The organism is Romboutsia sp. (assembly GCF_056995035.1).
Window position 1 is genome coordinate 82,877 of record NZ_JBXKIW010000074.1, and the last position, 24,440, is coordinate 107,316.

General features: G+C 27.4%; 27 protein-coding genes, 1 pseudogene and 2 riboswitches. Of the genes and pseudogenes, 22 read left to right on the forward strand and 6 right to left on the reverse strand.

Going from position 1 to position 24,440, the window contains the following annotated elements; all coding sequences use genetic code 11:
* Positions 1–208: 208 nt before the first annotated feature.
* The 5 genes from AC11VW_RS11755 to AC11VW_RS11775 all read left to right on the forward strand — a co-directional run bounded on the left by AC11VW_RS11755 (position 209) and on the right by AC11VW_RS11775 (position 5,618).
* The gene (locus AC11VW_RS11755) at positions 209–610 is read left to right on the forward strand and encodes a hypothetical protein (protein WP_484301614.1); all 402 of its coding nucleotides are present in this window, start codon (positions 209–211) and stop codon (positions 608–610) included.
* Positions 611–843: 233 nt separating this feature from the next.
* Entirely contained in the window at positions 844–2,172 is a 1,329-nt protein-coding gene (gene pgtP / locus AC11VW_RS11760) for a phosphoglycerate transporter protein PgtP (RefSeq protein ID WP_484301615.1), read from the forward strand.
* Positions 2,173–2,488: 316 nt separating this feature from the next.
* Positions 2,489–2,590: riboswitch (purine riboswitch) on the forward strand.
* A 34-nt stretch (positions 2,591–2,624) separates the two neighbouring features.
* Positions 2,625–4,361 carry an adenine deaminase gene (gene ade, locus AC11VW_RS11765; protein WP_484301616.1) on the forward strand — a complete coding sequence of 579 codons (1,737 nt, stop codon included), beginning with the start codon at positions 2,625–2,627 and terminating at the stop codon, positions 4,359–4,361.
* Positions 4,362–4,631: 270 nt separating this feature from the next.
* Positions 4,632–4,964, forward strand: coding sequence for a PadR family transcriptional regulator (locus tag AC11VW_RS11770; protein ID WP_484301617.1), 333 nt, complete (start codon positions 4,632–4,634; stop codon positions 4,962–4,964).
* A gap of 3 nt (positions 4,965–4,967) precedes the next feature.
* Entirely contained in the window at positions 4,968–5,618 is a 651-nt protein-coding gene (locus AC11VW_RS11775; RefSeq protein WP_484301618.1) for a DUF2812 domain-containing protein, read from the forward strand.
* Positions 5,619–5,861: 243 nt separating this feature from the next.
* On the opposite strand, the gene AC11VW_RS11780 is transcribed toward AC11VW_RS11775, so the two are convergent.
* A complete protein-coding gene (locus AC11VW_RS11780; RefSeq protein WP_484301619.1) occupies positions 5,862–6,545 on the reverse strand; it encodes a hypothetical protein in 684 nt (227 codons plus the stop codon).
* A 79-nt stretch (positions 6,546–6,624) separates the two neighbouring features.
* Positions 6,625–6,897, reverse strand: coding sequence for a hypothetical protein (locus tag AC11VW_RS11785; RefSeq protein ID WP_484301620.1), 273 nt, complete (start codon positions 6,895–6,897; stop codon positions 6,625–6,627).
* A gap of 391 nt (positions 6,898–7,288) precedes the next feature.
* On the opposite strand from AC11VW_RS11785, the pseudogene AC11VW_RS11790 reads away from it, so the two are divergent.
* Positions 7,289–9,031, forward strand: a pseudogene (locus tag AC11VW_RS11790) (flavocytochrome c).
* Positions 9,031–9,669, forward strand: coding sequence for a nitroreductase family protein (locus tag AC11VW_RS11795; protein ID WP_484301621.1), 639 nt, complete (start codon positions 9,031–9,033; stop codon positions 9,667–9,669). The pseudogene AC11VW_RS11790 and the gene AC11VW_RS11795 overlap by 1 nt, the downstream one beginning before the upstream one ends.
* A 54-nt stretch (positions 9,670–9,723) precedes the next feature.
* Here the strand turns inward: AC11VW_RS11795 and AC11VW_RS11800 are convergent, their stop codons facing one another.
* A complete protein-coding gene (locus tag AC11VW_RS11800; RefSeq protein ID WP_484301622.1) occupies positions 9,724–10,164 on the reverse strand; it encodes a MarR family winged helix-turn-helix transcriptional regulator in 441 nt (146 codons plus the stop codon).
* A 315-nt stretch (positions 10,165–10,479) separates the two neighbouring features.
* On the opposite strand from AC11VW_RS11800, the gene AC11VW_RS11805 reads away from it, so the two are divergent.
* The 15 genes from AC11VW_RS11805 (at position 10,480) to AC11VW_RS11875 (ending at position 21,332) form a co-directional block, all read left to right on the forward strand.
* Complete coding sequence (locus AC11VW_RS11805; protein WP_484301623.1) at positions 10,480–11,568, forward strand: NADH:flavin oxidoreductase; 1,089 nt, start codon at positions 10,480–10,482, stop codon at positions 11,566–11,568.
* Between the two features lie 245 nt (positions 11,569–11,813).
* Positions 11,814–12,344: a ribosome hibernation-promoting factor, HPF/YfiA family gene (gene hpf, locus AC11VW_RS11810; RefSeq protein ID WP_484301624.1), complete on the forward strand. Its 531-nt coding sequence runs from the start codon at positions 11,814–11,816 to the stop codon at positions 12,342–12,344.
* A 246-nt stretch (positions 12,345–12,590) separates the two neighbouring features.
* Positions 12,591–12,782, forward strand: coding sequence for a hypothetical protein (locus AC11VW_RS11815; protein ID WP_484301625.1), 192 nt, complete (start codon positions 12,591–12,593; stop codon positions 12,780–12,782).
* Positions 12,783–13,056: 274 nt separating this feature from the next.
* Positions 13,057–13,464, forward strand: a complete 408-nt coding sequence (locus tag AC11VW_RS11820; protein ID WP_484301626.1) for a GNAT family N-acetyltransferase — start codon at positions 13,057–13,059, stop codon at positions 13,462–13,464.
* A gap of 121 nt (positions 13,465–13,585) precedes the next feature.
* Positions 13,586–14,098, forward strand: a complete 513-nt coding sequence (locus AC11VW_RS11825) for a DNA topology modulation protein (RefSeq protein WP_484301627.1) — start codon at positions 13,586–13,588, stop codon at positions 14,096–14,098.
* 159 nt (positions 14,099–14,257) lie between these two features.
* The gene (locus AC11VW_RS11830) at positions 14,258–15,268 is read left to right on the forward strand and encodes a serine hydrolase domain-containing protein (protein WP_484301628.1); all 1,011 of its coding nucleotides are present in this window, start codon (positions 14,258–14,260) and stop codon (positions 15,266–15,268) included.
* A 568-nt stretch (positions 15,269–15,836) separates the two neighbouring features.
* Positions 15,837–16,349: a YcxB family protein gene (locus AC11VW_RS11835; RefSeq protein WP_484301629.1), complete on the forward strand. Its 513-nt coding sequence runs from the start codon at positions 15,837–15,839 to the stop codon at positions 16,347–16,349.
* An 80-nt stretch (positions 16,350–16,429) separates the two neighbouring features.
* A complete protein-coding gene (locus tag AC11VW_RS11840; RefSeq protein ID WP_484301630.1) occupies positions 16,430–16,705 on the forward strand; it encodes a hypothetical protein in 276 nt (91 codons plus the stop codon).
* Positions 16,706–17,044: 339 nt separating this feature from the next.
* Complete coding sequence (locus AC11VW_RS11845) at positions 17,045–18,169, forward strand: hypothetical protein (RefSeq protein WP_484301631.1); 1,125 nt, start codon at positions 17,045–17,047, stop codon at positions 18,167–18,169.
* Between the two features lie 37 nt (positions 18,170–18,206).
* Positions 18,207–18,443: a hypothetical protein gene (locus AC11VW_RS11850; protein ID WP_484301632.1), complete on the forward strand. Its 237-nt coding sequence runs from the start codon at positions 18,207–18,209 to the stop codon at positions 18,441–18,443.
* 614 nt (positions 18,444–19,057) lie between these two features.
* Positions 19,058–19,282, forward strand: coding sequence for a DUF1659 domain-containing protein (locus AC11VW_RS11855; protein WP_484301633.1), 225 nt, complete (start codon positions 19,058–19,060; stop codon positions 19,280–19,282).
* A gap of 94 nt (positions 19,283–19,376) precedes the next feature.
* A complete protein-coding gene (locus AC11VW_RS11860; RefSeq protein ID WP_484301634.1) occupies positions 19,377–19,604 on the forward strand; it encodes a DUF2922 domain-containing protein in 228 nt (75 codons plus the stop codon).
* Between the two features lie 9 nt (positions 19,605–19,613).
* Positions 19,614–19,760, forward strand: a complete 147-nt coding sequence (locus AC11VW_RS11865; protein WP_484301635.1) for a YvrJ family protein — start codon at positions 19,614–19,616, stop codon at positions 19,758–19,760.
* A gap of 466 nt (positions 19,761–20,226) precedes the next feature.
* A complete protein-coding gene (locus AC11VW_RS11870; protein WP_484301636.1) occupies positions 20,227–20,646 on the forward strand; it encodes a MarR family winged helix-turn-helix transcriptional regulator in 420 nt (139 codons plus the stop codon).
* A 5-nt stretch (positions 20,647–20,651) separates the two neighbouring features.
* On the forward strand, positions 20,652–21,332 hold the full coding sequence (locus AC11VW_RS11875; RefSeq protein ID WP_484301637.1) for a YczE/YyaS/YitT family protein: 681 nt from the start codon (positions 20,652–20,654) through the stop codon (positions 21,330–21,332).
* A 442-nt stretch (positions 21,333–21,774) separates the two neighbouring features.
* On the opposite strand, the gene AC11VW_RS11880 is transcribed toward AC11VW_RS11875, so the two are convergent.
* The 3 genes from AC11VW_RS11880 to AC11VW_RS11890 form a co-directional block, all read right to left on the reverse strand.
* The gene (locus AC11VW_RS11880; protein WP_484301638.1) at positions 21,775–22,821 is read right to left on the reverse strand and encodes a threonine aldolase family protein; all 1,047 of its coding nucleotides are present in this window, start codon (positions 22,819–22,821) and stop codon (positions 21,775–21,777) included.
* Positions 22,822–23,030: 209 nt separating this feature from the next.
* Positions 23,031–23,136: riboswitch (glycine riboswitch) on the reverse strand.
* A gap of 167 nt (positions 23,137–23,303) precedes the next feature.
* Positions 23,304–23,954 (reverse strand): aspartate/glutamate racemase family protein, encoded by a 651-nt coding sequence (locus AC11VW_RS11885; protein ID WP_484301639.1) that lies wholly within the window; start codon positions 23,952–23,954, stop codon positions 23,304–23,306.
* A gap of 145 nt (positions 23,955–24,099) precedes the next feature.
* Positions 24,100–24,315: a DUF4177 domain-containing protein gene (locus AC11VW_RS11890; protein WP_484301640.1), complete on the reverse strand. Its 216-nt coding sequence runs from the start codon at positions 24,313–24,315 to the stop codon at positions 24,100–24,102.
* Between the last annotated feature and the right edge of the window lie 125 nt (positions 24,316–24,440).

The window sequence follows — 24,440 nt, forward strand, 5'->3', positions numbered from 1 at the left end:
TAACGTTATGAGAATAACTAAAACAATAAAGAAGAAATAAAAAAAAAATAAATAATTATGATATAGTACTAATATATTTTAGTGAGGAAAATTGAAACTAAAGTAGTGTTGTTTATTAATATACTTATATAAAAAGGCGAAAATTTTAATATAAATATAATTGTAGTATACTTAATTAGACTCAATAAAAAATAAAGGGGTGATGACAATGAAAAAATCAATAATAGTAGTAGGAATAGTATCATTACTAGGGGTAGGTTCATTTACATCTACTGTAAATGCGACTGACTTAAGCCCAAAAGCCAAAGTAGGTACTCAGTATAGTCAGATTAGTAGTTCTGCTAAACAAGAAGTGGAGAAAGCTAGTATTATAGCCAAACAAAATGCAGATAAAGTTAAACAAGGCATAGAAAAAGCTAAAAAAGACGCGCAAAAAGCTAAACAAGACATACAAAACGCTAAACAAGACATAGAAAAAGCTAAAAAAGACATAGATACTGCTAAAAAAGAAATAAAGAAAGTAAAACAAAAGGCACAGGAAGCTAGACGTATAGCTAAGGAAGTATCATATGCATTTAATGATATGATTAATCAATTAAATTTTAAATAAAGCCCTTATATTAAGAGGTAAACATAGTGAAGGTTAATAAATAAAAATATGTTGAGAAATGAAAAGAAACGTGCTACACTTACATTGAACATCAATAGTGTCGACAAAAAAAGAGTATAAGTGCTTTAGAGAATAGGAGTCAAGCGCGAAAACTTAGATAATTAGTATTAATACTACTAATACTATCTAATGTTTTCAGCTTGGCTTTTTTTGTGGAAAAGGGGGAATTATATATGTTAAAATTTTTAAAACCAGCACCTTATATTGAAAGATTACCAGAAGAGAAGATACCTTCAGCTTATAAAAAATATCGTATACAGATGTTTATAAGTATTTATGTGGGATATCTTATTTATTACTTTGTAAGAAGTAATTTTGCATTGTCTAAGGTATATTTTATTGAACAAGGGTTTACAAAAACTGAGATTGGGTTTGTCGCATCAGCTCTAGGGATGGCATATGGAATTAGTAAATTTGTTATGGGAAATTTATCTGATAGATCTAACCCAAGATATTTCTTAGCAATAGGTCTTATATTGTCAGGAATAACAAATTTATTTTTACCAAATGCAACAAACATTGGGTTTATGTTTATATTAATGTTACTTAATGGATGGTTCCAAGGTATGGGATGGCCTCCATGTGGAAGAATAATGACTCACTGGTTTTCAGATAGTGAACGTGGAGTAAAGATGTCTATATGGAATACGGCACATAATATTGGCGGCGGATTTATAGCAACTGTTGTGTTAGTTGGTGTATCTCTATTTGGAACATGGAAAGGTACTTTTTACCTACCAGCAATTATAGCAATTTTAGGTGGAGTAGGATATATGATATTTGCAAGAGATACTCCACAGTCTGTTGGATTACCTCCAATTGAAGAATTTAAAAATGATTATCCAGAATTTGAAGTAGAAGTTGAAGACGCTGAAGCAGAGCTTAGTTCAAAAGAGATATTATTTAAATATGTATTAAATAATAAATTCTTATGGTGTATAGCCTTAGCAAACGTTTTTGTGTATTTGGTTAGATATGGAGTTATAAATTGGGTTCCTACGTATTTACAAGAAGTTAGAAACTTTAATCCAGAAGATTCATCTATAGCATTTGCATTATTTGAATATGCAGCAATTCCTGGAACTATAATAGTTGGTTGGATTAGTGACCGTATTTTCCATGGTAGACGTGCTCCAATAGGAATAATATGCATGGTTGGAGTTACAATAGCAACAGCTGTATATTGGAAGAGTACAACTCCATTTGCTATTAACTGCGCATTAGCATCAATTGGTGCATTAATATATGGGCCTGTTATGCTAATTGGTGTAAGTGCTCTAGATCTTGTACCAAAGAAAGCAGCAGGAACAGCAGCTGGATTTACAGGATTATTCGGATATATGGGTGGACAAGTTTTAGCTGAAATGGCAATGGGTTCTGTAGTAGATAAATTTGGTTGGGACGGAGGATTTATTATGTTACTTATTTCTTCAGTTCTAGCAATATTCTTTTTGTCATTTACATGGAATACTCACAATATAAAAAATAAAGTAAATGCTTAAAATTTAAATAATTATAAAAAAGTTAGGATAATTTATCCTAACTTTTTTTATAAATCAATCCAAGTAGAACTGCTTGTATATATAAATTAATTTCTATAAAATACAAAACCCCGACTATAATAAAACTACTCACCAAACCCCACCTCATTATACTAATTTAACATATCTATTTTTTATAGCATCAAATGCAGCAGGAGGTGGCTGAACTATTAGGTGTTGCACTTACAATAGGACTTGCACATGTTGTTGGAGTAAATACAGATATAATATAAGGTTTGATTAAATGGAACCTTTGACAAGGGTACAGTATAAATATATAATAAGTAACAATAACCTTCGTATAAGTTCAATAATATGGGTTGAGCGTCTCTACCATACTACCGCAAATAGTATGACTATGAAGAATCTATAGTCCATGAAGGTTAAATATTTATAGAAGGTGGATTACTTTAATGAACAAAGAAATCTTTACACAAAACATCAGAGCAGCAGCAAAACATGAAATATGTGATTTAGTTATTAAAAATATAAAAATTATAGATGTATTTCAAAACGATATATTTACTAGTGATGTAGCTATAAAAAATGGTTATATTGTAGGAATTGGAAGTTATGATGGAAAAACAATTATAGATGGTACTAATAAATATATATGTCCAGGTCTTATTGATGCTCATGCCCATATAGAGTCTTCTTTAACAACACCAAATGAATACTATAAAGGGGCACTTATTCATGGAATAACTTCAGTGATTACAGATCCTCATGAAATAGCAAATGTTTTAGGTATTAAAGGAATAAAGCTTATGATGAATTTAAGTGAAAATCTTCCTTTGGATTTTTATTTTATGCTATCTTCATGTGTTCCAGCAACTAGCTTTGAAAGTAGTGGGGCAAAGTTAGAAAGTAATGATTTATTACCTTTATATAGCGATAATAGAGTTTTAGGTCTAGCTGAAGTTATGAGCTATCCAGCTGTATTAAATTGTGAAGAAAACATGATTAATAAAATATGGGATGCAAAAGAAAAAGGATTAGTAATAGATGGTCATGGAGCAGGGTTTGATGAAACTATGATTAATGCCTATACTACAGCTAACATTACAACAGATCATGAATGCCATAATAAAGAGGAAGTTATAGATAGATTAAGAAGAGGGATGTATGTACTTATAAGAGAGGGAACTGTTGCAAAAAATCTTAGAGAGTTAATAAAAGCTACTAGTATAGCTAATTCTAGAAGAGTTTGTTTTTGTACAGATGATAAACATATAGATGATTTAATAAAAAATGGCAGTGTGGATAATTCAATTAAGATGGCTATTAAATATGGGTTAAGACCAGAAATGGCTATACAAATGGCTACATTAAATACAGCAGAGTGTTATAATTTAAAAAATAAAGGTGCTATTGCACCAGGATTTATAGCTGACTTCATAATATTAGATGATTTGGAGAGCTTTAAGATAAATTCTGTTTATAAAAATGGACAGTTAGTAGTAAAAGATAATAAGCTTTTAAATGAAGTTAGAAAAGATAATTATATATTTAATACAGAAAACAGTATTAATATTGCAGATATAAATAAAGAAAATTTAAAAATTGATTTGAAGGATAAAAATAAATTAAATGTTATTGAAATTATACCAAATAAACTGGAGAGCAATCATTTAAAAATAAGCATTGATGAACTAGATTATAATGAAGAATTTATTTCTAATATAGAAAAAGATTTAATTAAAATAGCAGTTATAGAACGTCATAAAGGTAGCAAAAATATTGGATTAGGTATTATTAATGGCCTAGGGATAAAGGAAGGTGCAATAGCAACTACTATAGCACATGATTCTCATAATATTATTGTCAGTGGATGTTCTGATGAAGATATGATTTTTGCAGTAAATGAACTTCAAAAGATAGGTGGAGGGATAATAGTAGTTAAAAATGATAAGGTATTGGCTTCTATACAACTTGAAATTGGGGGACTTATGACAGGAAGAAATTCACAAGAAGTTATTAATGACCTTAATAAATTGCATAAAGCTGTAAATGAAATAGCACCTAATATAAATTTCAATCCATTTTTGACTTTATCTTTCTTGTCATTACCTGTAATTCCAAATTTGAAAATAACTGATAAAGGTTTATTTGATGTTACTAAATTTGATTTTATAGAGGTTGTAGAATAATAAGATAACATGAAAATAAATCTTGAAAGCATAGTTGTAGTTTCTATTATGTTTTGTGTTAGCAAAAAAATTGAAAGAAAAAAATATATAATATAAGCTCGGCTCTAATAGAGTCGAGTTTTTTTATATAAAAATTTTATTTTATAGTTGACTTTTTTGTAATATATGAATACTATATTGATATACGATATATCGATAGGTGATATATTATATGACGATAGAACATAAGACGATATATCAAATTTATATAAATTAGTAAGGAGGATAAATATGAATGAAAAGATAATTAGAAAATACATTCCATTAACAGAGGCAACTTATTACATTCTCCTATCTATGGTAGAACCTATACATGGATATAAGTTAATGCAAAATGTAGAAGAAATGACAAGTGGGAAGGTTAAATTAGGTCCAGGAACTTTGTATGGAGCTACGAGTAAGTTAGTAAAAGATGAGATAATAGAACAGGTAATAACAGAAGATGAAAGAAGAAAAAGCTATAAACTAACAAACCTAGGAAAAGAAATTTTAAAACTAGAATATGAAAGATTAAATTTATTAGTAGAGAATGGTAAAGAAATAATAAATAATTTGGAGGTTTAGCTAATGGAGGGCTATAAGAAAGTATTTAAAATATTTTTAGTAGGTCAAGAAGAAAAAGAAACTGCATGGCTATCAAAAATGTCTAAGGAAGGGTATCACCTAGTAAATATAAAATTTGCAACTTACTATACATTTAAGAAAGGAGAGCCTAAGAACTACACATATTTTATAGATTTAAAAGAAACGTGTAATTTAGATGAGGATGAATATAAGCTTATGTATTCAGATTCGGGTCTTGATTATATAGACAATAGCAATGGTTATTATTACTTTAAGGCAGAGAATAGAGTAGAAACAGATATAATAATAGAAAGTGAACAAGGAAGATATTTAGGGCGATTAAATTCTCAGAAAAAAGTAGTATTGATTGCAGGTATAATGAATATTTTTATCTTTGGAGGAAATTTATTCCATTATATAAGTGCAGATGTATCCTACTATTGGACAGCATATTTAAATTTAGCAGTTGGTTTAGTTTGTTTATTTGCATATTTTGGAGTAAAGTCGAAGATAAAACAATTGAAAGAAAGTGAAGTTATTCAACCTTATAAAACTAAACTTAAGGACTGGAATTCGTTATACGCAATAAGTATTATTTGTATAATCTTTGTAATTATATATAGCATTATAGTGGTAATAGAGAGTTTTATATAAATAAAATGGGTTGCCATCAAGTTATAACATATACATGATAAATAATGAGAAACAGAGAGTAGGATTTTTAGGTTAATAAAACTGATGGATAATAATTATAAAAATATTTAAGGAATAGCTAAATAGTGGTATTTTTTACCACTATTTTTAAATTGTAAGGATATTATATTTAATTCAAATATATAGAAAAAGTATATTTGTTATAAGAAATATGAATTATGTTGGAATAAAAAGCAAACCGCTTTAAAACGGTTTGTTTTTGTGATATATATAAATTGCAAATATTTGCTCTTTATCATCAAAGAAAGCTATTTTATAGTACTCTGTATCTTTTGTATTATATACATTAAATTTAGCATCAAAGTAGCCAACAATAGAGTCATTCTTATGTTCTGTTTTTTTACCTGAAAAATCCAAACAGTCATAACTATTATTTTTGTCATCTATTAATTTTACATCATCAAAGTTTATATCGATATCGCCCTTAATGAATACGGGCACAATTATTTGCTTTTTATCTTGAAGTAGACTCATGTTTTTTATAGAAATATCTCCATTTAACGCTAACTCATAAGTATCAGTCTTATAAGAAGAATTTGAGTTGCTTACAACTTCTTCCTTATAGATAACTTTACTAATTCCAAAAAAAACTAATAATACCACGAACAAATACACTACCATATTACCCAATAATGATTTAAAACTTGTTTTTTTTATTTTAGCTAACAATAATATACCAATTGAAGCTATAATTAACGAATATACTGTTGTTATATGAAATCCCGATTGATTATCTGTCCATGATTTTAGACCTAATGTGTTTAAAATTTCATCTCCAAAGCAAAATCCATTACTAAAAGTTACACCAAAATATATACCAAATATTATTATTAAATGTGGTATTGTATTCTTTAAATTATATTTCATAATGAAATCCCCCCCATACTTATTATATATATATTTCTAATAGCTTCCTTTATTATTTCAAAAATAAGAATATTATATATTAAAACAGTACCTTAATAATGTAAGCAATTATAATAAATGAACCTAAAATTATAGATACTATTCCTAAAGTTTTATTTCCGTTGTGAGTTCCTTTTGAATCTATGAGTTGTGACATTTTAATTTGATTTAAACCACTAAATAATTGAGTAAATCCCAAAACTAACATCACCGTATCAATGCTCACGTAATTGGCGAAGTAAAGAACTGCCGAACTAATTGTAAATATGCCAAAGATAATGCTTATTACAGAATATATTTTATTGTTCCTCATATTAAATCCCCCTAAAATTATTTGTATTTTTATATTATACTATATAATATATTTTTAAAGCATAATTTCATGATTATGCAGTAGAATTTGTTGCTTTCTTTGGTGGGATTTTATACATAGTTGTGTAAGGTGGTATGTCAAGTAATTCTCGACTAACTTGACATATATAGTTAAATTAAAATTATAAAGTTAACCTATCATATTTTAGAAAAAAAGTCATAAAAGCTTAACATAAGCTTTGGTATTACCGAAGTTGAAGTATATTTGGTGAAAAAATTCGTAAAAACGAAGCTAGGTCTAGAGTGATATAATAAAAATAGTTTGACATAAAACCATTTCTATTATATGATTAGTTTGTCGTAAAACTAATCGAAGCACTTGGAGGAAATTCATGAAATATAATGATGGAAAATATATAGGGATAGCAAAAGGATATGGTGGAAATATAGAACTTGAAGTTGATATAGTAAATGGTTATATAAAAAATATAAATATCATAAATCACAATGAAACTAATATTATATCAGACCCAGCATTTGAGCATATCATAAAAAACATAATAAAAGAAAATACGATACTAGTTCCTAATGTTTCTGGATGTTCAATAAGTTCAAGAGGAATTAGAAATGCTGTAAAAAATGCATTGGTAAAATCAGGTTCGGATGAAATGCAATTAAATGAATTAGTATTAGAATCTGAGACACTTGAAAAAATAATTTCTAGCAAAGTAAATAAAATAAGAGACAACCAAACTTATGATGTAGTAATAGTTGGAAGTGGAGGAGCTGGATTATCAGCCGCAATATCAGCTGCAAGTAATGGAGCTAAGGTAGTAGTCTTAGAAAAAAGGAACACTTTAGGTGGAAATACGCTAGTATCAATGGGTGGGGTGAATATTCCAGGTAATGATGCACAAATAGATACAAGTGTACAAGATAGTAAAGAAAGTTTCTATGAGGATATAATAATCGGTGGAGATAAAGAAAATGATGTAAATCAAGTTAATATACTTGTTGAAAATGTACTAGAAACATATAAATGGTTAAAAGAATTTGTAGAAGTCGAATTTAAAGATAAAAAACTTATACACTTTGGTGGTCATAAAGTACCAAGAGCAGCTGTATTTAAAGGTAAATATGCAATCGAGCTTATAAATAAATTAAGAGAAAAAGCATTATCTCTCGGGGTAGTAATATTAAATGGAGTAGATTGTAAATCATTAATTAGTGATGAAGACAGTAGAGTAGTTGGAGTAAAGGCATTAGCAGATAAGAAAGAAGTTACCTTTAATGCTAAGTTTGGAGTTATACTTGCAACAGGTGGATTTAGTGGTAATGTAGAAATGAGAAAAAAATATGATCCTAGCTTAGATGAAAGATATAAAACTACTAATGTTAGTGGAATTACAGGACAAGGTCATGTAATGTGTGAAGAAGTAGGAGCGAAGTTTGTTCATATGAATTATATTCAAACATTCCCTATATGTAATCCTAATACTGGAGAACTTTCGCATGTTGGAGGATCTAGATTTGATGGTGCTATATTAGTAAATAAAGAAGGTAGAAGATTCGTAGAAGAATTAGAAAGAAGAGATGTTGTTTCGGAAGGAATATTAAACCAAGACAATAATGTTGCTTACTTAATATGGGGACAAGAGGTTGAGAGTATAAACTCTGGAGTACAATCAAATAACTCAGAAGTAAATAGACTAAACAAAGATAATTTATTCCAACAGTTTGATAGCATAGAAGAAGGAAGTAAGCATTTCAATATAAATGAAGAAAATTTAAAAAACACTATAATACAATATAATAAGTATGTAGAACAAGGCAAAGATGAAGATTTTAATAGAAGATGAAGTTTGAAAAAGATAAAAGAAGGACCATACTACATACAAGTAGTTGCACCTGCAGTACATCATACTATGGGTGGTGTTAAAATAAATGATAAAAATGAAGTTCAAAATGAAAATGGAGATATAATAAAAGGATTATATGCAGCTGGCGAAATAGTTGGAGGCACGCACGGTACTAATAGATTAGGAGGGAATGCTATTACTGAAATATTAGTATTTGGAAAAAGGGCTGGAGAAAGCATAGTTAAAACTAATTCAACAAAAGGAGAAATAATATAATGACAAATTTAGATTTTATATACAAGCGTAAAAGTGTAAGACAGTTTAAAGATACGGTGGTTCCAAAAGAAGATATACTTGAACTATTAAAGGCGGCAACTTATGCACCATCTCCAAAACATCAACAAAATTGGCACTTTGTTGTACTTCAAAATAAAGATATAATAAATGAAATGGCAGATATAGTAACGAAAAGCCATGAAAATATAGGACAACTTGCAAAGAACGAAAAAGATTTCAAACAACATATGAGTGTAATAAAATACTATACATGCTTCAAAGATGCACCAGTAGTAGTTTTAGTATATTCATGTGAATATAAAATGATAGAATATAAGATATTAAAGCAAAATAATGCACCTCAAGAAGCGCTAGATGTTTTAGTATCATCTCAATCAGCAGCTCAAGGTATAGGTGCGGCTGTAGAAAACTTCTTACTAGCTGCAGCTGAAATGGGTTATGGAACTTGTTATATGACAGGACCAACTCATGCTAAGAGTGAAATAGAAAAGCTAATAGGATTTGAAAAGCAAGGATATGAATTAATGTCTATGATTTCATTAGGTGTTGCCAAGGAAAAAACTCCTGCTCAACCACCTCGTAAACCATTAGAAGACGTTGTAACATTTATAGATTAATACTTATAAAAGGGCTACCGTATTAGAGTAGCCCTTTTATAATATATATAATTTTTAATTATTTGCATTTTTAAAGTTAGAGCTAAGTTTTCTTAGGAGTCTAAGAAATTCTTTTTTTTCATCTTCTGTAAAATTACTATATGCAGTTTCTTTAACCTGAGAAGATATAAAATTAAAACTACCTTCTATATCTCTTGATTTTTGAGTTAAACCTATATAAGTAACACGTTTATCCTTCGTACACTTTTCTTTTTCAACATATCCTAAAGTTATAAGTTTATTTACTAAAGATGTAACTGTGGATTTATCTTTACCTATTTTTTTTGTAATTTCTTTCATGGTAAGTTTTTTATCACTTTCATAAAGCGCTGTTAGGATATTACCGTGTGTTGGTATTAAACCATCTAATTTATTTTCTTTTAATTTATTTTCTATAAATTTTATCATATTAGCTTTAGTTCTGCTAACAAAATAAATAATATATTTGTCGTTCATTGTAATCCTCCAATCTAGGTGAAGTAAAATAATATTTATCTATATGATAACATATTTATAAACAAATATATAACTATATAATATAAAAATTTCATATACCTATAGTCACGATATAGCTATTAGTCAGGATATAGCTATGATTAATCTTACTAAATCAAGGGGACATAATAGAGTTTCTGCCTTGGTGCATTATGGTATAAAACCAAATAAATAAATAATTTAAACTTGATAATAATAAATTATTGTAGTAAAATAGTTTTACGTCAAACTATTTAAAGTTTGACGTAAAACTATTTAAAGAAAGGATACACCTTAATGAAAAAATTATTTGAAAGTACGAAATTAAATGGAATGAATATAAAAAATAGATTTGTAAGAGGTGCAACTTGGGAAAACAAGACTACAGAAGATGGTCATATGACAGAAGAATTATATGGAATATACGAAGAACTTGCACAAAATGAAGTAGGTATGATAATAACTGGATACGCTAATGTAGTAAAAGAAGAACAACCAAATGCAGGAATGATGGGAATATATGATGATTCATTTATAGAAGAGTACAAAAAACTAACAGATTTAGTGCATAAGTATGATTCAAGAATCATATTACAAGTGGCCTATGGAGGAACTAAAACTACATATAATGTAGGTGAACGTATAATATTTGCTCCAAGTTCAGTTGCAGAAAAAGCAAGTAACACAATGGGAAAAGAAATGACTAAGGAAGAAATAAACTATATAATTGAAGCTTTTGCAAAATCAGCTCAAAGAGCTAAAGAAAGTGGATTTGATGGAATTGAAATTCATGCAGCTCATACTTATTTAATTAACCAATTTTTAAGCCCGTACTACAATAGAAGAACGGATGAATATGGTGGAAATCTAGAAAATAGAATGAGATTCTTAAAAGAAATATATTTTGCAATGAGAGAAAAGGTAGGAGACAATTATCCTATAATTGTAAAGATAACGGCAACAGAGTTCTTTGAAGGAGGACAAAGCTTTGAAGATACTAGAGTTATATGTAAAGAACTAGAAAGAATTGGCGTGGATGCAATAGACCTTTCAGGAAATATTCATGGTAAGGCTAAAGGAATGGTTGGTCAAGAATTTGATGGTTATAAAATAGAAAATGAAGGATATTTCTATCAATATGGAAATGTAATAGGTGAAGAGATAAATATACCAGTTATGACAGTTGGTGGATTAAGTGATATTAGCAAAATAGATGAGATACTTAAAAATACTAATATAGAGTACTTCGCAGTGTCAAGACCACTACTTGCAGAACCTAATCTAATAAAGAGATGGAAAGACGGAGATACAACTAAAGCTAAATGTGTAAGATGTTCAAAGTGTAGAACTGCTACAGGTAATTATTGTGTGATTTTTAATAGATAAAAAAATAGCTACTCATATTATATGTATAATATGAGTAGCTATTTTTTACCCCGTTAAATACTATATTATCAGAAAATTCGATAAAATAAAAGACTTTAATTGTAATAATTTTCTAGGTATAATTGGTTTATAAAACTAATTATATACATCAAGGAAATGAAAATACAGCAGATGTTTATTACTTCCATCCAAGTGGATATATGGAGTTAATATAAAAATAATTGTAATAAGTGGAGGAACTCAATATGAAGATGATGATAGTTTCAAAGAAAACAATTATAACAGATGGAATTAAAGAAAAAATTGAAAGTACACTATTAAGATTAGAAAAGTATATTAATGATGATACCGAAGTAAAAATAAAAATAGATGTTAAAAAGAAACACCAAAAAATAGAAGTTACAATATTTGCTAAAGATGGTGTAATAATAAGAGCTGAAGAATCAACAGAAGATTTATATTCAGCAATTGACTTAGTATATGATAAGCTATATAAACAATTAAGAAAATATAAAACACAATTAATAAAAAGAAATAAGAAAAATGAAAGTATTAGATTTGACAATATAGAAGAATATGTAGCATGTGATACTGATGATAATGATATAAAAAGAAGAAAAGTATTTAAAATAGATCCACCTATGACTGAAGAAGAAGCAATCATGCAAATGGATTTACTAGGACATAACTTCTTTGTATTTAGAGACTTAAAAACACAAGAAATAAACATAGTGTATAAGCGACATGATGGATATGGTATCATTGAACAAGTATAATAGATTATAAAAGGACTGTTTTCTTTACAGTCCTTTTTTGTTGGCAACTATTGTTTATAGACATACCTATCATATTTTGAAAAAAGGCATAAAAGTTAGTTAAATATAAGTAATTGTAATGAATTATATTTAAATGTATTTTTACGAAATAGTATTTAATTTACTTTAATTCATAATAAGGTTAAAATTTAATTAAAGTAGATTGTTAATATAAATTTCGAATTAAAAAAAGGATAGGATAAGATTATGATAGAAAATAATATATGTCCAAAATGTGGATGTGTAGAAATAGGCCAAGGAAAACAAATAGGTAATGGGAGAATGTTCCCTATCGACAATTTGCTTATGGCATTTGGTTCAAATATAATAGCTGATATATGTACTGAATGTGGATATATAATAGAAATGCGAGTAGAGAAACCAAAGAAATTTAAATAGTATATCTTACATCACAATAGTTATATATTGAGAGTTAGGATTATAAAAAGGGGTATTTTATTAAAATAGAAATAAGTGAATGGAATAAAAGTCGAAAAATACTAACGATAGTTGTGGGTTTTATATTTCTTCTTGATAGAATGATCACCTCATTTGGAAATATAAATATTTCAGGTATAGGATGTATCGCTACGGGAAATCCGACCAAATTGACGACTCGTGGTTAAAATAAAAAAGATATTATTGAATAATAAATAAATCAGGAGGAATAAAAATGGACATAAGACACGAAAGACCTTCAGCGAAGGAATATATCGATTTAAGAATAAAAACTAATATGGGAGAAAAGAAATTACTAAATACTGAGATAGCCTTAGTAAATTCAGTTTTTATAGTTTCTATATGGGAAGATGACAAACTAATTGGATTTGGAAGAATTATAGGAGATAAAGGAATAAGTTATGCAGTTTCTGATATTATGGTAGATCCAGATTATCAAGGTAAGGGTATAGGAAAAGCTATTATGAAAGAAATTGATGATTATTTAGAAGCAAATACAGACGAAGATGCTTATATTATTTTACTTGCCAAAAAACCAGCAGATAAGTTGTACTCTAAGTTTAATTTTAGATATGCAGAGTCTGAATCTTGTGGTATGAGAAGGAAACGAACAAAGAAATAATGATTTATAAAATGTTAAAATATTACTCTAAATTTATACTATAATTTAATTAGTGATATATATTTTCATTTGATATTATTCTTTAATATCGTGTATTTTACTAATATTGAGAGGTGTTATAATGAAAATTGCAATACTTGGTTATAGCGGAAGTGGAAAATCAACACTTGCTAGGCACCTTGCAGGATATTATAAGATACCTGTTTTATTTCTTGATACAGTAAATTTTTTACCTAATTGGTGTGAACGTGATAGGGATGAAGGACGTTTAATAGTGTGGAATTTTATACAAAATGACTCTTGGGTAGTTGAGGGGAATTATGAGCATTTTTTTCAAAGAGAACGATTAGAACAAGCCGATAAAATAATTTTCATGAATTTTCCTCGCAGAGTTTGTATCTATAGAGCTTTCAAGCGATATTTAAAGTACAAAAATACAACTCGTGAAGATATGGCTAAGGGATGTATAGAGAAAATGGACTTAGAATTTATCTGGTGGATTCTTCATGAAGGGCGTACTAAAAAAAGGCGCAACCATTATAAACAAATAGAAAGAGATTTCAAAAATAAAATAGTAATTTTGAAAAAGCCAAAAGAGGTTGATTTATATTTACAAAAAATAGTCAAACCATAAAACATAGCATTTACTAGACAAGTAGAAAAATGATATAGATTATTTGAAAATCATCAAGACTATAGTAACATTAAAATTGGAAATAGTTTGAAAATTTAATGCTGCTGCTAAGCCTAAAAGAGAGAATTTAGAGGATTTTTATAGAAGGGAGTAAATAATATGGGTAAAGTAGATAGAGATAGTATAAGCAAAAAATTTAATGGCGTAGCACTTATTGGAATTAAAAATGAGATTCAAGATATTATTGTGAATGGGTATGATGATTTTGAACATGGTATTATTCATACAGAGGATTCTAATTTTTGGATATGTTCAATTTCTAAGATGTTTACTTCTATTGCTATTAATCAATTATGTGAGAAGGGTATTTTAAGTAAGGATGATTTACTAAGTAAATATATACCCGAGTACTTTAAAGAACATGAGATTAGACTATATCATCTTCTTACACATACTTCTGGAATTCCAAACTTTATTATGTATAAGAAGGAAATTGAATGGGGAAAACATCATACCTCAGATTATATACTAAGTGTAGTAGATAAGAAACCACTTAAGTTTAAACCAGGTAGTAAGTGGAGTTACTGTAATACAGGTTACTATTTATTAGCTTTAATTGTAGAAAAAATAACAGATATGAAGTATGAGGATTATATTCAAAAATATGTATTTGATGTGGCACAAATGAGTAATTCCTCATTTGCTACAAAACAGGAAATAAATATAGTAAAATCTCATATAAAAAATGTTTGCTGTTCTGATTTTAATCCTAGCATGTTATTTGGTGCAGGGGATATTGTATCAAATGTAAAAGACCTTTATAGCTTTGGAAAGGCTCTTATAGATGGTGTATTAGTAACTAAAGACACGTTAAGAAAAATGTCTACACCAGTATTTAAAGAAAAAAAGATAAAATATGGAGAAGGACTGTTTTTAAGTAATCATTTTGAGACACCTATGATTGGACATTCTGGTTCTATCCCAATAGGATATTCAACTCAATTAAGTATTTATCCTGAACAAGAAATAATCAGTGTAGTATTAACTAATAATAGAAAGATACTTCATCCATTAACTTATGTTGATGCCAATGGTAAATACATTGATTCATGCTTAGCAGAGCAAATTTTTGATAAGAAGATAGGGATAATCAAAAAAGCTTATATATAATTTAGGTAGATATTAATAAATGTGACAATGATAAGGTTCTAATATTGCAGGTAGCCACTTAATGGTTTATGGTATTATAGTATCCTTTCTAGTGTTAAGTTTATTTCGGTATCATTGAATAAATATAATAGATTATAAAAAGGACTGTTTTCTTTACAGTCCTTTTTTTGTTGGCAACTATTCTTTATAGGCATACCTAGCATATTTTTTTTGCCATAATTGAAATTTTGACTGTTCTTGAGAATTTAATTAGTATCTTCTTAAATATTATATGCTTTATACCATTAATCATCTTAATATTATCATCAAAAATTAATAAAAAATTTGGAATTAAAAATAACTAGCTTTAAAATTTTAGTTAGATATATTAAGCAAATAAAAAGCCATCAAAATGTAAATAAATGGATTTAAAGTCATTTTTTACTAGATATATTTAAATATGATTTACTTCAATTATTACTACAGTTATAATTGAACTATAGTTCACAATTGTTAACTATATAATTAAAGTTGGAAAAATGAAGTAGATTATATATTATAATATTTATTAGATTAGGGGAGAGTTAAGATGGAGTTTAAGTTTGAAATAACAGAAGACGATTATATTCAGTTTAATTTATATCATGTTGAGAATTCGCCAGCACATAAAAAAACTTGTAATTTCCTTAGATATGCAATACCTGTATTGTTCTCTGTACCTATATACTATATAGGTCAAAATTTGTTTAAACAACCAAGGGTTTATTGGATTATTATTGCTATATTATTTGCAATAGTATGGATTGTTACTTACCCAAAACAATACAGAAACTTAGTAAAAAGACAAACTAAAAAAATATTGGATGAAGGTGATAACTCATCAATATTTGGTAAAAAGACTATAATATTGAATGAAAATGATATAAAAGTATTTAGTGAATTTACATCTGAAATAATATCAAAGAAAAGTGTAAAAGATGTAAAAGTTTACGATGATATGATACTTATTTATATAAGTGGTTTTATGGCTCAAATAGTGCCAACTAGATATTTAGACGAAGAGTCACAGAAGAATTTTATAAAAGAATTAGGTATATTATAAATAAGTAATTAAGTTTTATGGTTAACAATATTATTAAAATACGAACTGAGAGAGCAATAACATTAAAAAGGGAGATTTACATGAAATTTGAAATGAGTAAATGGAATATATTTATAAAGATAGCTGCTATTGTAGCTTTTGTTGTATCATTACTTGGTTTATTTACAGATATAACTATCCCAGGATTAGCTCTTATTGCTTTAGGATTAACTTTATTTGGTTCAGGATTGAGAGAACTTAATACTTTTAAAGAAAATAAGGAGAAAGTTACATTAATACTAGGAACACTTCTTGTAGCCACTGGAGTCTTTTGTTGGGATGTTGGAATTGGACAGATAATTGCATTTTTACTTTAACTAAATTGTAATTAATTTATCAAATAGCCTATAAATAGGCCATTTATTATGTTCAATAAAACATTAAATTATAAATATATTTTATAGGGGGGATAGATAAATGGAGAGTGTTAAACCACTGATAGGTATATCATGGAGCAATTTAATAATATGTATTTTAGTTATAATTGCGGTTTATTACCTAGGTGTAAAAATCATAAAAAATATATTCAAAAAATAATTAATTAAGTATCTTTACAAAAATAAACTCTAGAAATAGAATTCATTTACAATCCAAGTTGAATATACTGTACTATATAAATAAGATAGTAAAAAATAGTATTTTAAGGGTGGAGTTTGATGGAAAATAAAAAATATAAAAATTGGTTGAAGATAATAATAGGTTTAGCAGTAATTAGTATAGTTATAGCAGTAGCGTATATTTATAGTAATCATTTAGATAGTGAAATATCAGGTATAAAAATGGAAGATAAATTAGAAGTAAGTATTCCTAAGTATTTAGATTTTGAAGAAATAAAGACTAATGATTCTTTGATAGAAAAAGATAGTAAGCACAAATATTCTCAGGTCAAAGTTAAAAACATATCAGATGAAACTATATATGATATATCCATAGACCTTAAACAACAAGCTACTAATGAAAGTGATACCTATATCGTTCCATCATATAACATATATATACTAAAGCCTGGAGAAACAGCTTTGTTAAGTACACAGCATGAAAATACAAAAGATGATAATATGCTTAGAGTTGCGAGCTACCATTATACGGACACTCAAGGAAATTCATTTACAGTAAATAGAGAATCTGTTTTTAATCCTTCTCAACCAAAGAATACCCCTAAAGGGATACTTACAGTTGATGCAGACGAGACCTTTCAATGTAAAAAAATCACAGATGAAATAAGAAGGATAGATATCAAGGATACTAGAATTATAAAAAAGGATGAGGCGCAATATTTAGAGGTTGATGTTGAAAATGTATCTGATAAAAATATACAAAGTGGAAATATAAATTTTGTAGAATCTTATAATGGTAATATCATAGGAAATTTAATCGGGGATACAGGTGAATTGAAGCCTAATCAAATCAAAACAGTGAGAGTTGATTATAAAAATGATGTAGAAATTAAACTTATAGGATATGACTATGAAATATATGACAGTGAAAGTAAAGTTACTTATCTATATGATGTATTTTTAGAGGAAGGACTATATAGAACTTATGACTATAAAGATTTAACTGATTCAAACAATAAAAATGTGATTATAAGTATTTCAAATTTGATTGTAATTTTTATATTTTGGATAATTAAAATTATAGTTGAAAAATTAAAAGAAAAGGGTGTTTCTGAAAACAATGAAGCTTATATAAAGCGTGCCAAATATTTAAATATATTAAAAATTGCAATCTTTATATTGTATACAATATGTATGTTAATATACATTGAATTTTTCATTTAATATATAATTAATAAAATGGTTTTGCAAGGAGGATGAGATGTATTTTATGAGGAAAGAATTGAAAAATAAGTTGAAAATTTTCTTATTAAGGCTTATTAGTATAATCTTCGTTCCAATATTCTCTTTAATACCTAATGATAAAAAAAATCTTATAGTAGATTCATTTCCAAATGAATTTTCAAAAATATTAGCGATAATAATTTTTGTAATATTTATTACCTCATGGTTTATAGCTATTTCTAAAATAATTTATGGAATAGAACAAGAAAAATAAGTAAATTAATAATAGTATATTTATAGATGAAAAATAAAATAAGGGATAACTATTAATGAATAGATTTGCGAGACAAAAAAGCATAGATGAATTATTAAAATCTAAAAAAGAAAATATCATAAAAAAGAGTTAGAAACAAAAGAATGATAGAATTTTTCGGAGGAAATGCCAATTATAGATAATAAATTCATAGTAAAAGTAAATTACAGAATATGTTAGATATAAAAGAAAAAAGATGGGTAAGATGCCCATCTTAAAGTGTATAACATTCTTACTTTGGGGAAAGTAGAATATAGACTAAAAAGTTAACATTTTTAGTCAAAATAGAAATAAAAAAGTCAGAAGACCAAAAAGTCTTCTGACTATATACAGATATTTTCAAATATCTAAATTTCTATTAAATATGTACTTCTTAATATTAAGTATAGGATACAGTAATATATAAGTCAACAAAAAAATTATAAAAAATAACATATCATATCTAAAGATAAAAGTGTTCTCGGCTATTAAATAAAAATTTTTATAAAGTACTTTAATATCTCATAGCGCATTAATTTCCTATACTTGTATCAAGAAGTGAACAAACTTCTAAAAAATTTAAAGGGGGAATTCAAATGGCAGTAGTAGTAACTAAAAATCCATCTGGATTAAAAATGAGATTTGATTGTGGAAAGGATGAAGTGACAGGTAAAACTATAACAAGTAGCAAAACTTACTCACAGGTAAGACCTGACGCCACAGATCAAGAAGTATTTGATGTAGGATCGGCAATAGCATCACTTCAAATAAATACCTTGTTAGAAGTAGCAAAAATTGATAATTCAACATTATCACTATAAAAATCAGATTTAATAATAGCACCAACTATATATATGTAACATACGTTTAGCTACATCCATTGCTTTAAATTAAAATTATAAGGGGGTAACATTTATGGAAATGAAGAAAAGATTATTAATGAATTTCAAAACTATAGGTGATAAAAAGATAGCTATATCAGTAGATTCACCTAAAGAGGATTTAACAGAGACACAGATAAAATCAGTTATGAATCTTATACTTTCAAAGAATATATTTGAACCTGGTGGTGAAGGTTTCGCTGCTTTAGTGGATGCAAAGATTGTTCAAACTGATACTACTGAATATGACTTAGCACTATAATCATAAGATATGGATTCTAATATACAAACTCTAATAGCTAATGTAGGTTTTCCTATAGCCATATCAATGTATTTATTGATAAGAATAGAAGGTAAACTTTCAGTTCTTACTGATAGTATTAATGAATTATCTAAAAACATCTTAAATATGAAGTAATCTAGAGGGGGTGCGTAGCACTCCCTTAAATTATTTACCATATAATTCTTCATTATTTATTTATTATAAAAACATCAAAATTAAAAACTTCTATTTCATTAAAGTCTATCATTAATTCATAATTACCATTTTTATCTATTGTATTAGTTGAAATTATATTTTATTCTAGCGTTTTAGTATCGTTGTATATATATTCCTCTGTAGAATTATCTTTTGACATTATTGTAATAGGGTAATTTGTATCAGTTTCTATTTTCAAATATTGACCTTCTTTTAAATCAATATTTTACAAGTTAATAAAGTAATCTTAAGAATACAGTTTTTAGAATAAATAATGATGAATCGTATCATAAATAGAGGAGGTCATTACTTAGATAGAGTCAATAAAGCTAAAGCTTGATAACTATTAATTTCAATGATATACTTACCTAAGTAACTATTACCTAGGTAAACAATTGGAGGTGAAATGAAAATGAATCTATACGGTCATAAAGTAAATCAACTAGCTCGATATTTTAATAAAAAGTTAAATGAAAAAATTTCTCCTCTTGGATTATATACTTCACAATGTGGAATTGTAACATACTTATATGAAAAAAAGCAGTGTACACAAGTTGAATTAAGTAAGTACCTATGTGTAGAGCCGCCAACGATTACTAGGACATTAACTAGGATGGAAAAAATGGGATGGGTAGTACGTCAAGAAGGAAAGGATAAACGTGAAAGATATCTAACATTAACTGAAAAAGCTTATGAGATGTTTCCAAAGTTTCATGAAGCTTTTAGTAATGTGGAAACAAATGCTCTAAAAGATATTACTAAAGAAGAAATAGATATTTTTAATAACATTTTAGAAAAGATGATGACAAACTTAGAAAGAGGATAATGTATATGGAAGAAAAGAATTATGAAATAATAGATAATACAGTAGGAATGAATTTTATCTATATTATTAGAGTTTTAGTATTTATATTAGGAATATTTGTTTTGGCTTTAGGAGTAGCAACTGTTATTACAGCAAGACTAGGAGTAGCAACATGGGATGTTTTGCATATTGGACTAGCTAACTTGACTGGTTTATCTTTAGGTACTTGGGTTCAAATCGTAGGGGTTGTTATGGTTTTAATGACATGTTTTTTTGAAAAAAAGAGACCCGCTATTGGGAGTGTATTAAATATACTATTAGTTGGCTTTTTCCTTAATAGTATTTTAGATTTAAACATAATACCATCTTTTAAAGGATTAACATCACAAATTATATTGTTAATAGTAGGTATTGTACTTATGGGAATTGGTTCAGGAATGTATGTGGCATCTAAAGTAGGGGCTGGACCTAGAGATGGTATGACTTTATTCATAGCCAAAAGATTTTCGATTTCTGTTAGACTATCTAGAACCTTACTTGAAATAATGGCATTAACAACTGGATGGTTAATTGGTGGTCCTGTTTCCATTGGTACATTTATTTCAATACCTTTAATTGGACCTGTTATGCAGGCTTCATTGAAATTTTGGACAATACAATTAAATAAACTATCTAACTTATATTATTATAAAAAAGCCCTTCTATAAAACTAACAGAATCTGAAATAAGAGTGAATTTCGAACAAAGATGGTATAAAATAGATTAATATATTTACCCATTGTTCAAAAAAATATTACTTTTTACATACAAAAAAACTACAGTTGGGGTACTGTAGTTTTAAACCTAAATGGGGGAGGTAGGTTGTATTTTTATATCCGCATCATATTTTTATTATTGGCCTTTTTTTAAAAAATATACATCCATTTTAAGAAATATACACACAACAATAAGTTTACTTAACTCTGATTGTTATATATAACTACTTTGTTTCCACCAGTTCGCTTGGCTTCATACAACAACTTTGAAGTACATTATCAAAAACTGTAGTGTTTTCAAATTCTCAGAACTTATCAAAGTAAAAACATAGTAAATTCAATATATTCAGCTATTGAATGTTAAGAATTGGGATTTAGTTTGCACCTGTAACAGCTACACTAACATTGCCTCAATATCTAACTTTAATCCAAGTTTAATATCATTCACAAGATTTTCTATATCTTTTTGGGTAGTATCAAATGACGTTACAAATCTTATTGACCCATCATTTTCATCTATTGTATAAAACTCATATTTATTTTCAATATGTTTTATAATATTTTTAGGTATTTTCATAAATATCATATTCGATTGAACAGGATAAATAATTTCTATTTCTTTTATATCTTTTAGTTCATTATTTAATAACATAGCCATGTCATTAGCTTGTTTAGCATTTTTATAATATAAATCATTTTCTAGGTATTCTAAAAATTGAGCCGATATATATCTCATTTTCGAAATTAATTGCATACCTTGTTTTCTTATATATTTAAGATCTTTACTTATATTAGGATTTAAAATAACTATGGCTTCACCAAACATAAGCCCATTTTTAGTTCCTCCAAAGGATAATATATCTACTCCTGCTTCAGTTATCATTTCTTTAAAATTAGTATTAAGAGAGACAGCTGCATTTGAAATTCTAGATCCATCTACATGTAAATATAAGTCATTTTCACGTGCAAACTTTGATATTTCTTTTATTTCTTCTACCGTATATACTGTTCCAAATTCACTACATTGACTTATAGAAATCATTTTTGGTTGGGTTCTATGAAAATTCCCCTTAAGTATAAGCATTTTTTTTATATCATCTACAGATATTTTTCCATTTACATTAGGTACTTGTAATAATTTTGAACCAGTAAATCTTTCTACAGCTCCACATTCATCACCATTTATATGAGCACTGTCTGTACATATAATACTTTCATAAGGTCTTAAAGCAGCACTTAACGCAATAATATTAGCTGCTGTTCCGTTTAATACAAAGTATACCTCTGTATTTTGTCCAAATAGTTCTTTAAACTTCAATTCAGCTTTTTTTGTATATGCATCATTACCGTAAGGAAAAACATGTCCTTCATTTGCTTTTACCATAGCCTCCAAAATATTATGGTGCACACCTGAGTTATTATCACTTAAAAACATCTTCATAAAAACATCTCCTTATTGTTATATTAGATTTAATTTAATTTATCTCTATTTTTATAAGGATATAAAAAACAAATATAAATTTTGTTTTTTAATAATAAAAGCCAAATCAATATGATCTGGCCTCTAGTTAGAAATATATCATCAATTTTGATATATATTAGAAATATATCATTAACTATGATATATCTTTGAAATATATCATAGGCTTTGATATATCCCCTGTCCTTTTACCTGAGAGTTTGGTTGATTAAAAATTGTATTTAACCAACTTTGCCCCTTCGGTGCTCTAAATAGAGTCTCTCCAGAGGTTCGTCCAGTAATAGTTTTAATCCTACTACCTTCATCCGAGTATATTAAATTATAAATTGTATTATATGCCATTATTATTTATTTGTAAAGTTAATTTCATTTTTTTTCATAACATTCTAAATCTTTCATAAATATAACGATTTCCTTAGATACGAAAAAAAGATATATAACTATCATTTATATATCATCTCATACATTAACTGTGCAGGATCAAGAATAGGAATATCGGTATATTTTTTCAATTCATTATATAAATAAGGAAAGTGAGTACATCCCAAGATAACTACATCGACTTTTATAGAATTATAAAATTCCATCACATTTCTTAATGCAAATTTTTCAACTATTTTTTTAGCCGATATGCCTTTTTCTATATCTATAACTAAAGGAAGTATTCCTATTCCAATAACATTACAATCAGAATTTACACTTTGTACAACTTTTTCAATACCTGCGCAACTTTTATTGTTAGCTGTTAGTACACCAATATTTTTAAAGTTGTAAGCAATTTTTTTATAAACGCTAAGTGGAGTAATAATTCTTATATCTTCTTCGATAGACAGTTTATCCATATCAACTGCAGCACTTAGAGAATTACAATATATTATTATTGTATCAATACTTTCAGATTTTATTTTTCTTATTATCTTTCTAATTTCATCCGCAAGTTCAAAAGGAGATAATATTTGAAATTTTGATTGTTCTTGAGGACATGAAGATACGCAATATCCACGTGCATTAATCCCTTTTGATATTAAAAAATCTACCCCCATTTGAGTATCTACAGGAGTTCCTGCAATAACGCCAACTTTAACACAATTCATACATATCACCTCCTATGATTTGTAGCATATTTTTCGGATTTAATTATTATATTGTTCTATATTTTCAGTCCAATTCCTTCTGGTTGTAAATATAAAACGAGCAATAGTTTTAGCACTATTGCCCTCTTTTTATATTTTTAAATAATTATTTTATTTCTTTTTCAAAAACAATTTGATAACAATATGCTGTTGAATATGGTGATATACCAGTATTTTCACATACTGGAATAATAACTTGATTTAATCTCCATCCATTTTTTGCTTCTTCTTGAACAATATCTTTACATTCCTCAAAAGTGTCACCAGTTTTAACTTTAAATCCTTTCTTTAATCGCACCTCTATAAATTTATACTCATACATATAACTTCCACAAAACAATAAACTTAGTTAATAGTTAATAGTTAATAGTTAATAGTTAATAGTTAATAGTTAATAGTTAATAGTTAATAGTTAAAATTCAAAGATAAATAATTCTTCAATCGGAG

What these genes read in the sequence shown, in the direction of transcription:
- AC11VW_RS11835 (WP_484301629.1), top strand. Translation starts at nt 15,837, where the DNA reads ATGGAGTTTAAGTTTGAAATAACAGAAGACGATTATATTCAGTTTAAT.
- AC11VW_RS11840 (WP_484301630.1), top strand. Translation starts at nt 16,430, where the DNA reads ATGAAATTTGAAATGAGTAAATGGAATATATTTATAAAGATAGCTGCT.
- AC11VW_RS11805 (WP_484301623.1), top strand. Translation starts at nt 10,480, where the DNA reads ATGAAAAAATTATTTGAAAGTACGAAATTAAATGGAATGAATATAAAA.
- AC11VW_RS11885 (WP_484301639.1), bottom strand. Translation starts at nt 23,954, where the DNA reads ATGAATTGTGTTAAAGTTGGCGTTATTGCAGGAACTCCTGTAGATACT.
- AC11VW_RS11780 (WP_484301619.1), bottom strand. Translation starts at nt 6,545, where the DNA reads ATGAAATATAATTTAAAGAATACAATACCACATTTAATAATAATATTT.
- AC11VW_RS11890 (WP_484301640.1), bottom strand. Translation starts at nt 24,315, where the DNA reads ATGTATGAGTATAAATTTATAGAGGTGCGATTAAAGAAAGGATTTAAA.
- hpf (WP_484301624.1), top strand. Translation starts at nt 11,814, where the DNA reads ATGAAGATGATGATAGTTTCAAAGAAAACAATTATAACAGATGGAATT.
- AC11VW_RS11815 (WP_484301625.1), top strand. Translation starts at nt 12,591, where the DNA reads ATGATAGAAAATAATATATGTCCAAAATGTGGATGTGTAGAAATAGGC.
- AC11VW_RS11800 (WP_484301622.1), bottom strand. Translation starts at nt 10,164, where the DNA reads ATGAACGACAAATATATTATTTATTTTGTTAGCAGAACTAAAGCTAAT.
- AC11VW_RS11830 (WP_484301628.1), top strand. Translation starts at nt 14,258, where the DNA reads ATGGGTAAAGTAGATAGAGATAGTATAAGCAAAAAATTTAATGGCGTA.
- AC11VW_RS11860 (WP_484301634.1), top strand. Translation starts at nt 19,377, where the DNA reads ATGGAAATGAAGAAAAGATTATTAATGAATTTCAAAACTATAGGTGAT.
- pgtP (WP_484301615.1), top strand. Translation starts at nt 844, where the DNA reads ATGTTAAAATTTTTAAAACCAGCACCTTATATTGAAAGATTACCAGAA.
- AC11VW_RS11870 (WP_484301636.1), top strand. Translation starts at nt 20,227, where the DNA reads ATGAAAATGAATCTATACGGTCATAAAGTAAATCAACTAGCTCGATAT.
- AC11VW_RS11865 (WP_484301635.1), top strand. Translation starts at nt 19,614, where the DNA reads ATGGATTCTAATATACAAACTCTAATAGCTAATGTAGGTTTTCCTATA.
- ade (WP_484301616.1), top strand. Translation starts at nt 2,625, where the DNA reads ATGAACAAAGAAATCTTTACACAAAACATCAGAGCAGCAGCAAAACAT.
- AC11VW_RS11770 (WP_484301617.1), top strand. Translation starts at nt 4,632, where the DNA reads ATGAATGAAAAGATAATTAGAAAATACATTCCATTAACAGAGGCAACT.
- AC11VW_RS11855 (WP_484301633.1), top strand. Translation starts at nt 19,058, where the DNA reads ATGGCAGTAGTAGTAACTAAAAATCCATCTGGATTAAAAATGAGATTT.
- AC11VW_RS11880 (WP_484301638.1), bottom strand. Translation starts at nt 22,821, where the DNA reads ATGAAGATGTTTTTAAGTGATAATAACTCAGGTGTGCACCATAATATT.
- AC11VW_RS11875 (WP_484301637.1), top strand. Translation starts at nt 20,652, where the DNA reads ATGGAAGAAAAGAATTATGAAATAATAGATAATACAGTAGGAATGAAT.
- AC11VW_RS11845 (WP_484301631.1), top strand. Translation starts at nt 17,045, where the DNA reads ATGGAAAATAAAAAATATAAAAATTGGTTGAAGATAATAATAGGTTTA.
- AC11VW_RS11825 (WP_484301627.1), top strand. Translation starts at nt 13,586, where the DNA reads ATGAAAATTGCAATACTTGGTTATAGCGGAAGTGGAAAATCAACACTT.
- AC11VW_RS11785 (WP_484301620.1), bottom strand. Translation starts at nt 6,897, where the DNA reads ATGAGGAACAATAAAATATATTCTGTAATAAGCATTATCTTTGGCATA.
- AC11VW_RS11795 (WP_484301621.1), top strand. Translation starts at nt 9,031, where the DNA reads ATGACAAATTTAGATTTTATATACAAGCGTAAAAGTGTAAGACAGTTT.
- AC11VW_RS11755 (WP_484301614.1), top strand. Translation starts at nt 209, where the DNA reads ATGAAAAAATCAATAATAGTAGTAGGAATAGTATCATTACTAGGGGTA.
- AC11VW_RS11850 (WP_484301632.1), top strand. Translation starts at nt 18,207, where the DNA reads ATGTATTTTATGAGGAAAGAATTGAAAAATAAGTTGAAAATTTTCTTA.
- AC11VW_RS11820 (WP_484301626.1), top strand. Translation starts at nt 13,057, where the DNA reads ATGGACATAAGACACGAAAGACCTTCAGCGAAGGAATATATCGATTTA.
- AC11VW_RS11775 (WP_484301618.1), top strand. Translation starts at nt 4,968, where the DNA reads ATGGAGGGCTATAAGAAAGTATTTAAAATATTTTTAGTAGGTCAAGAA.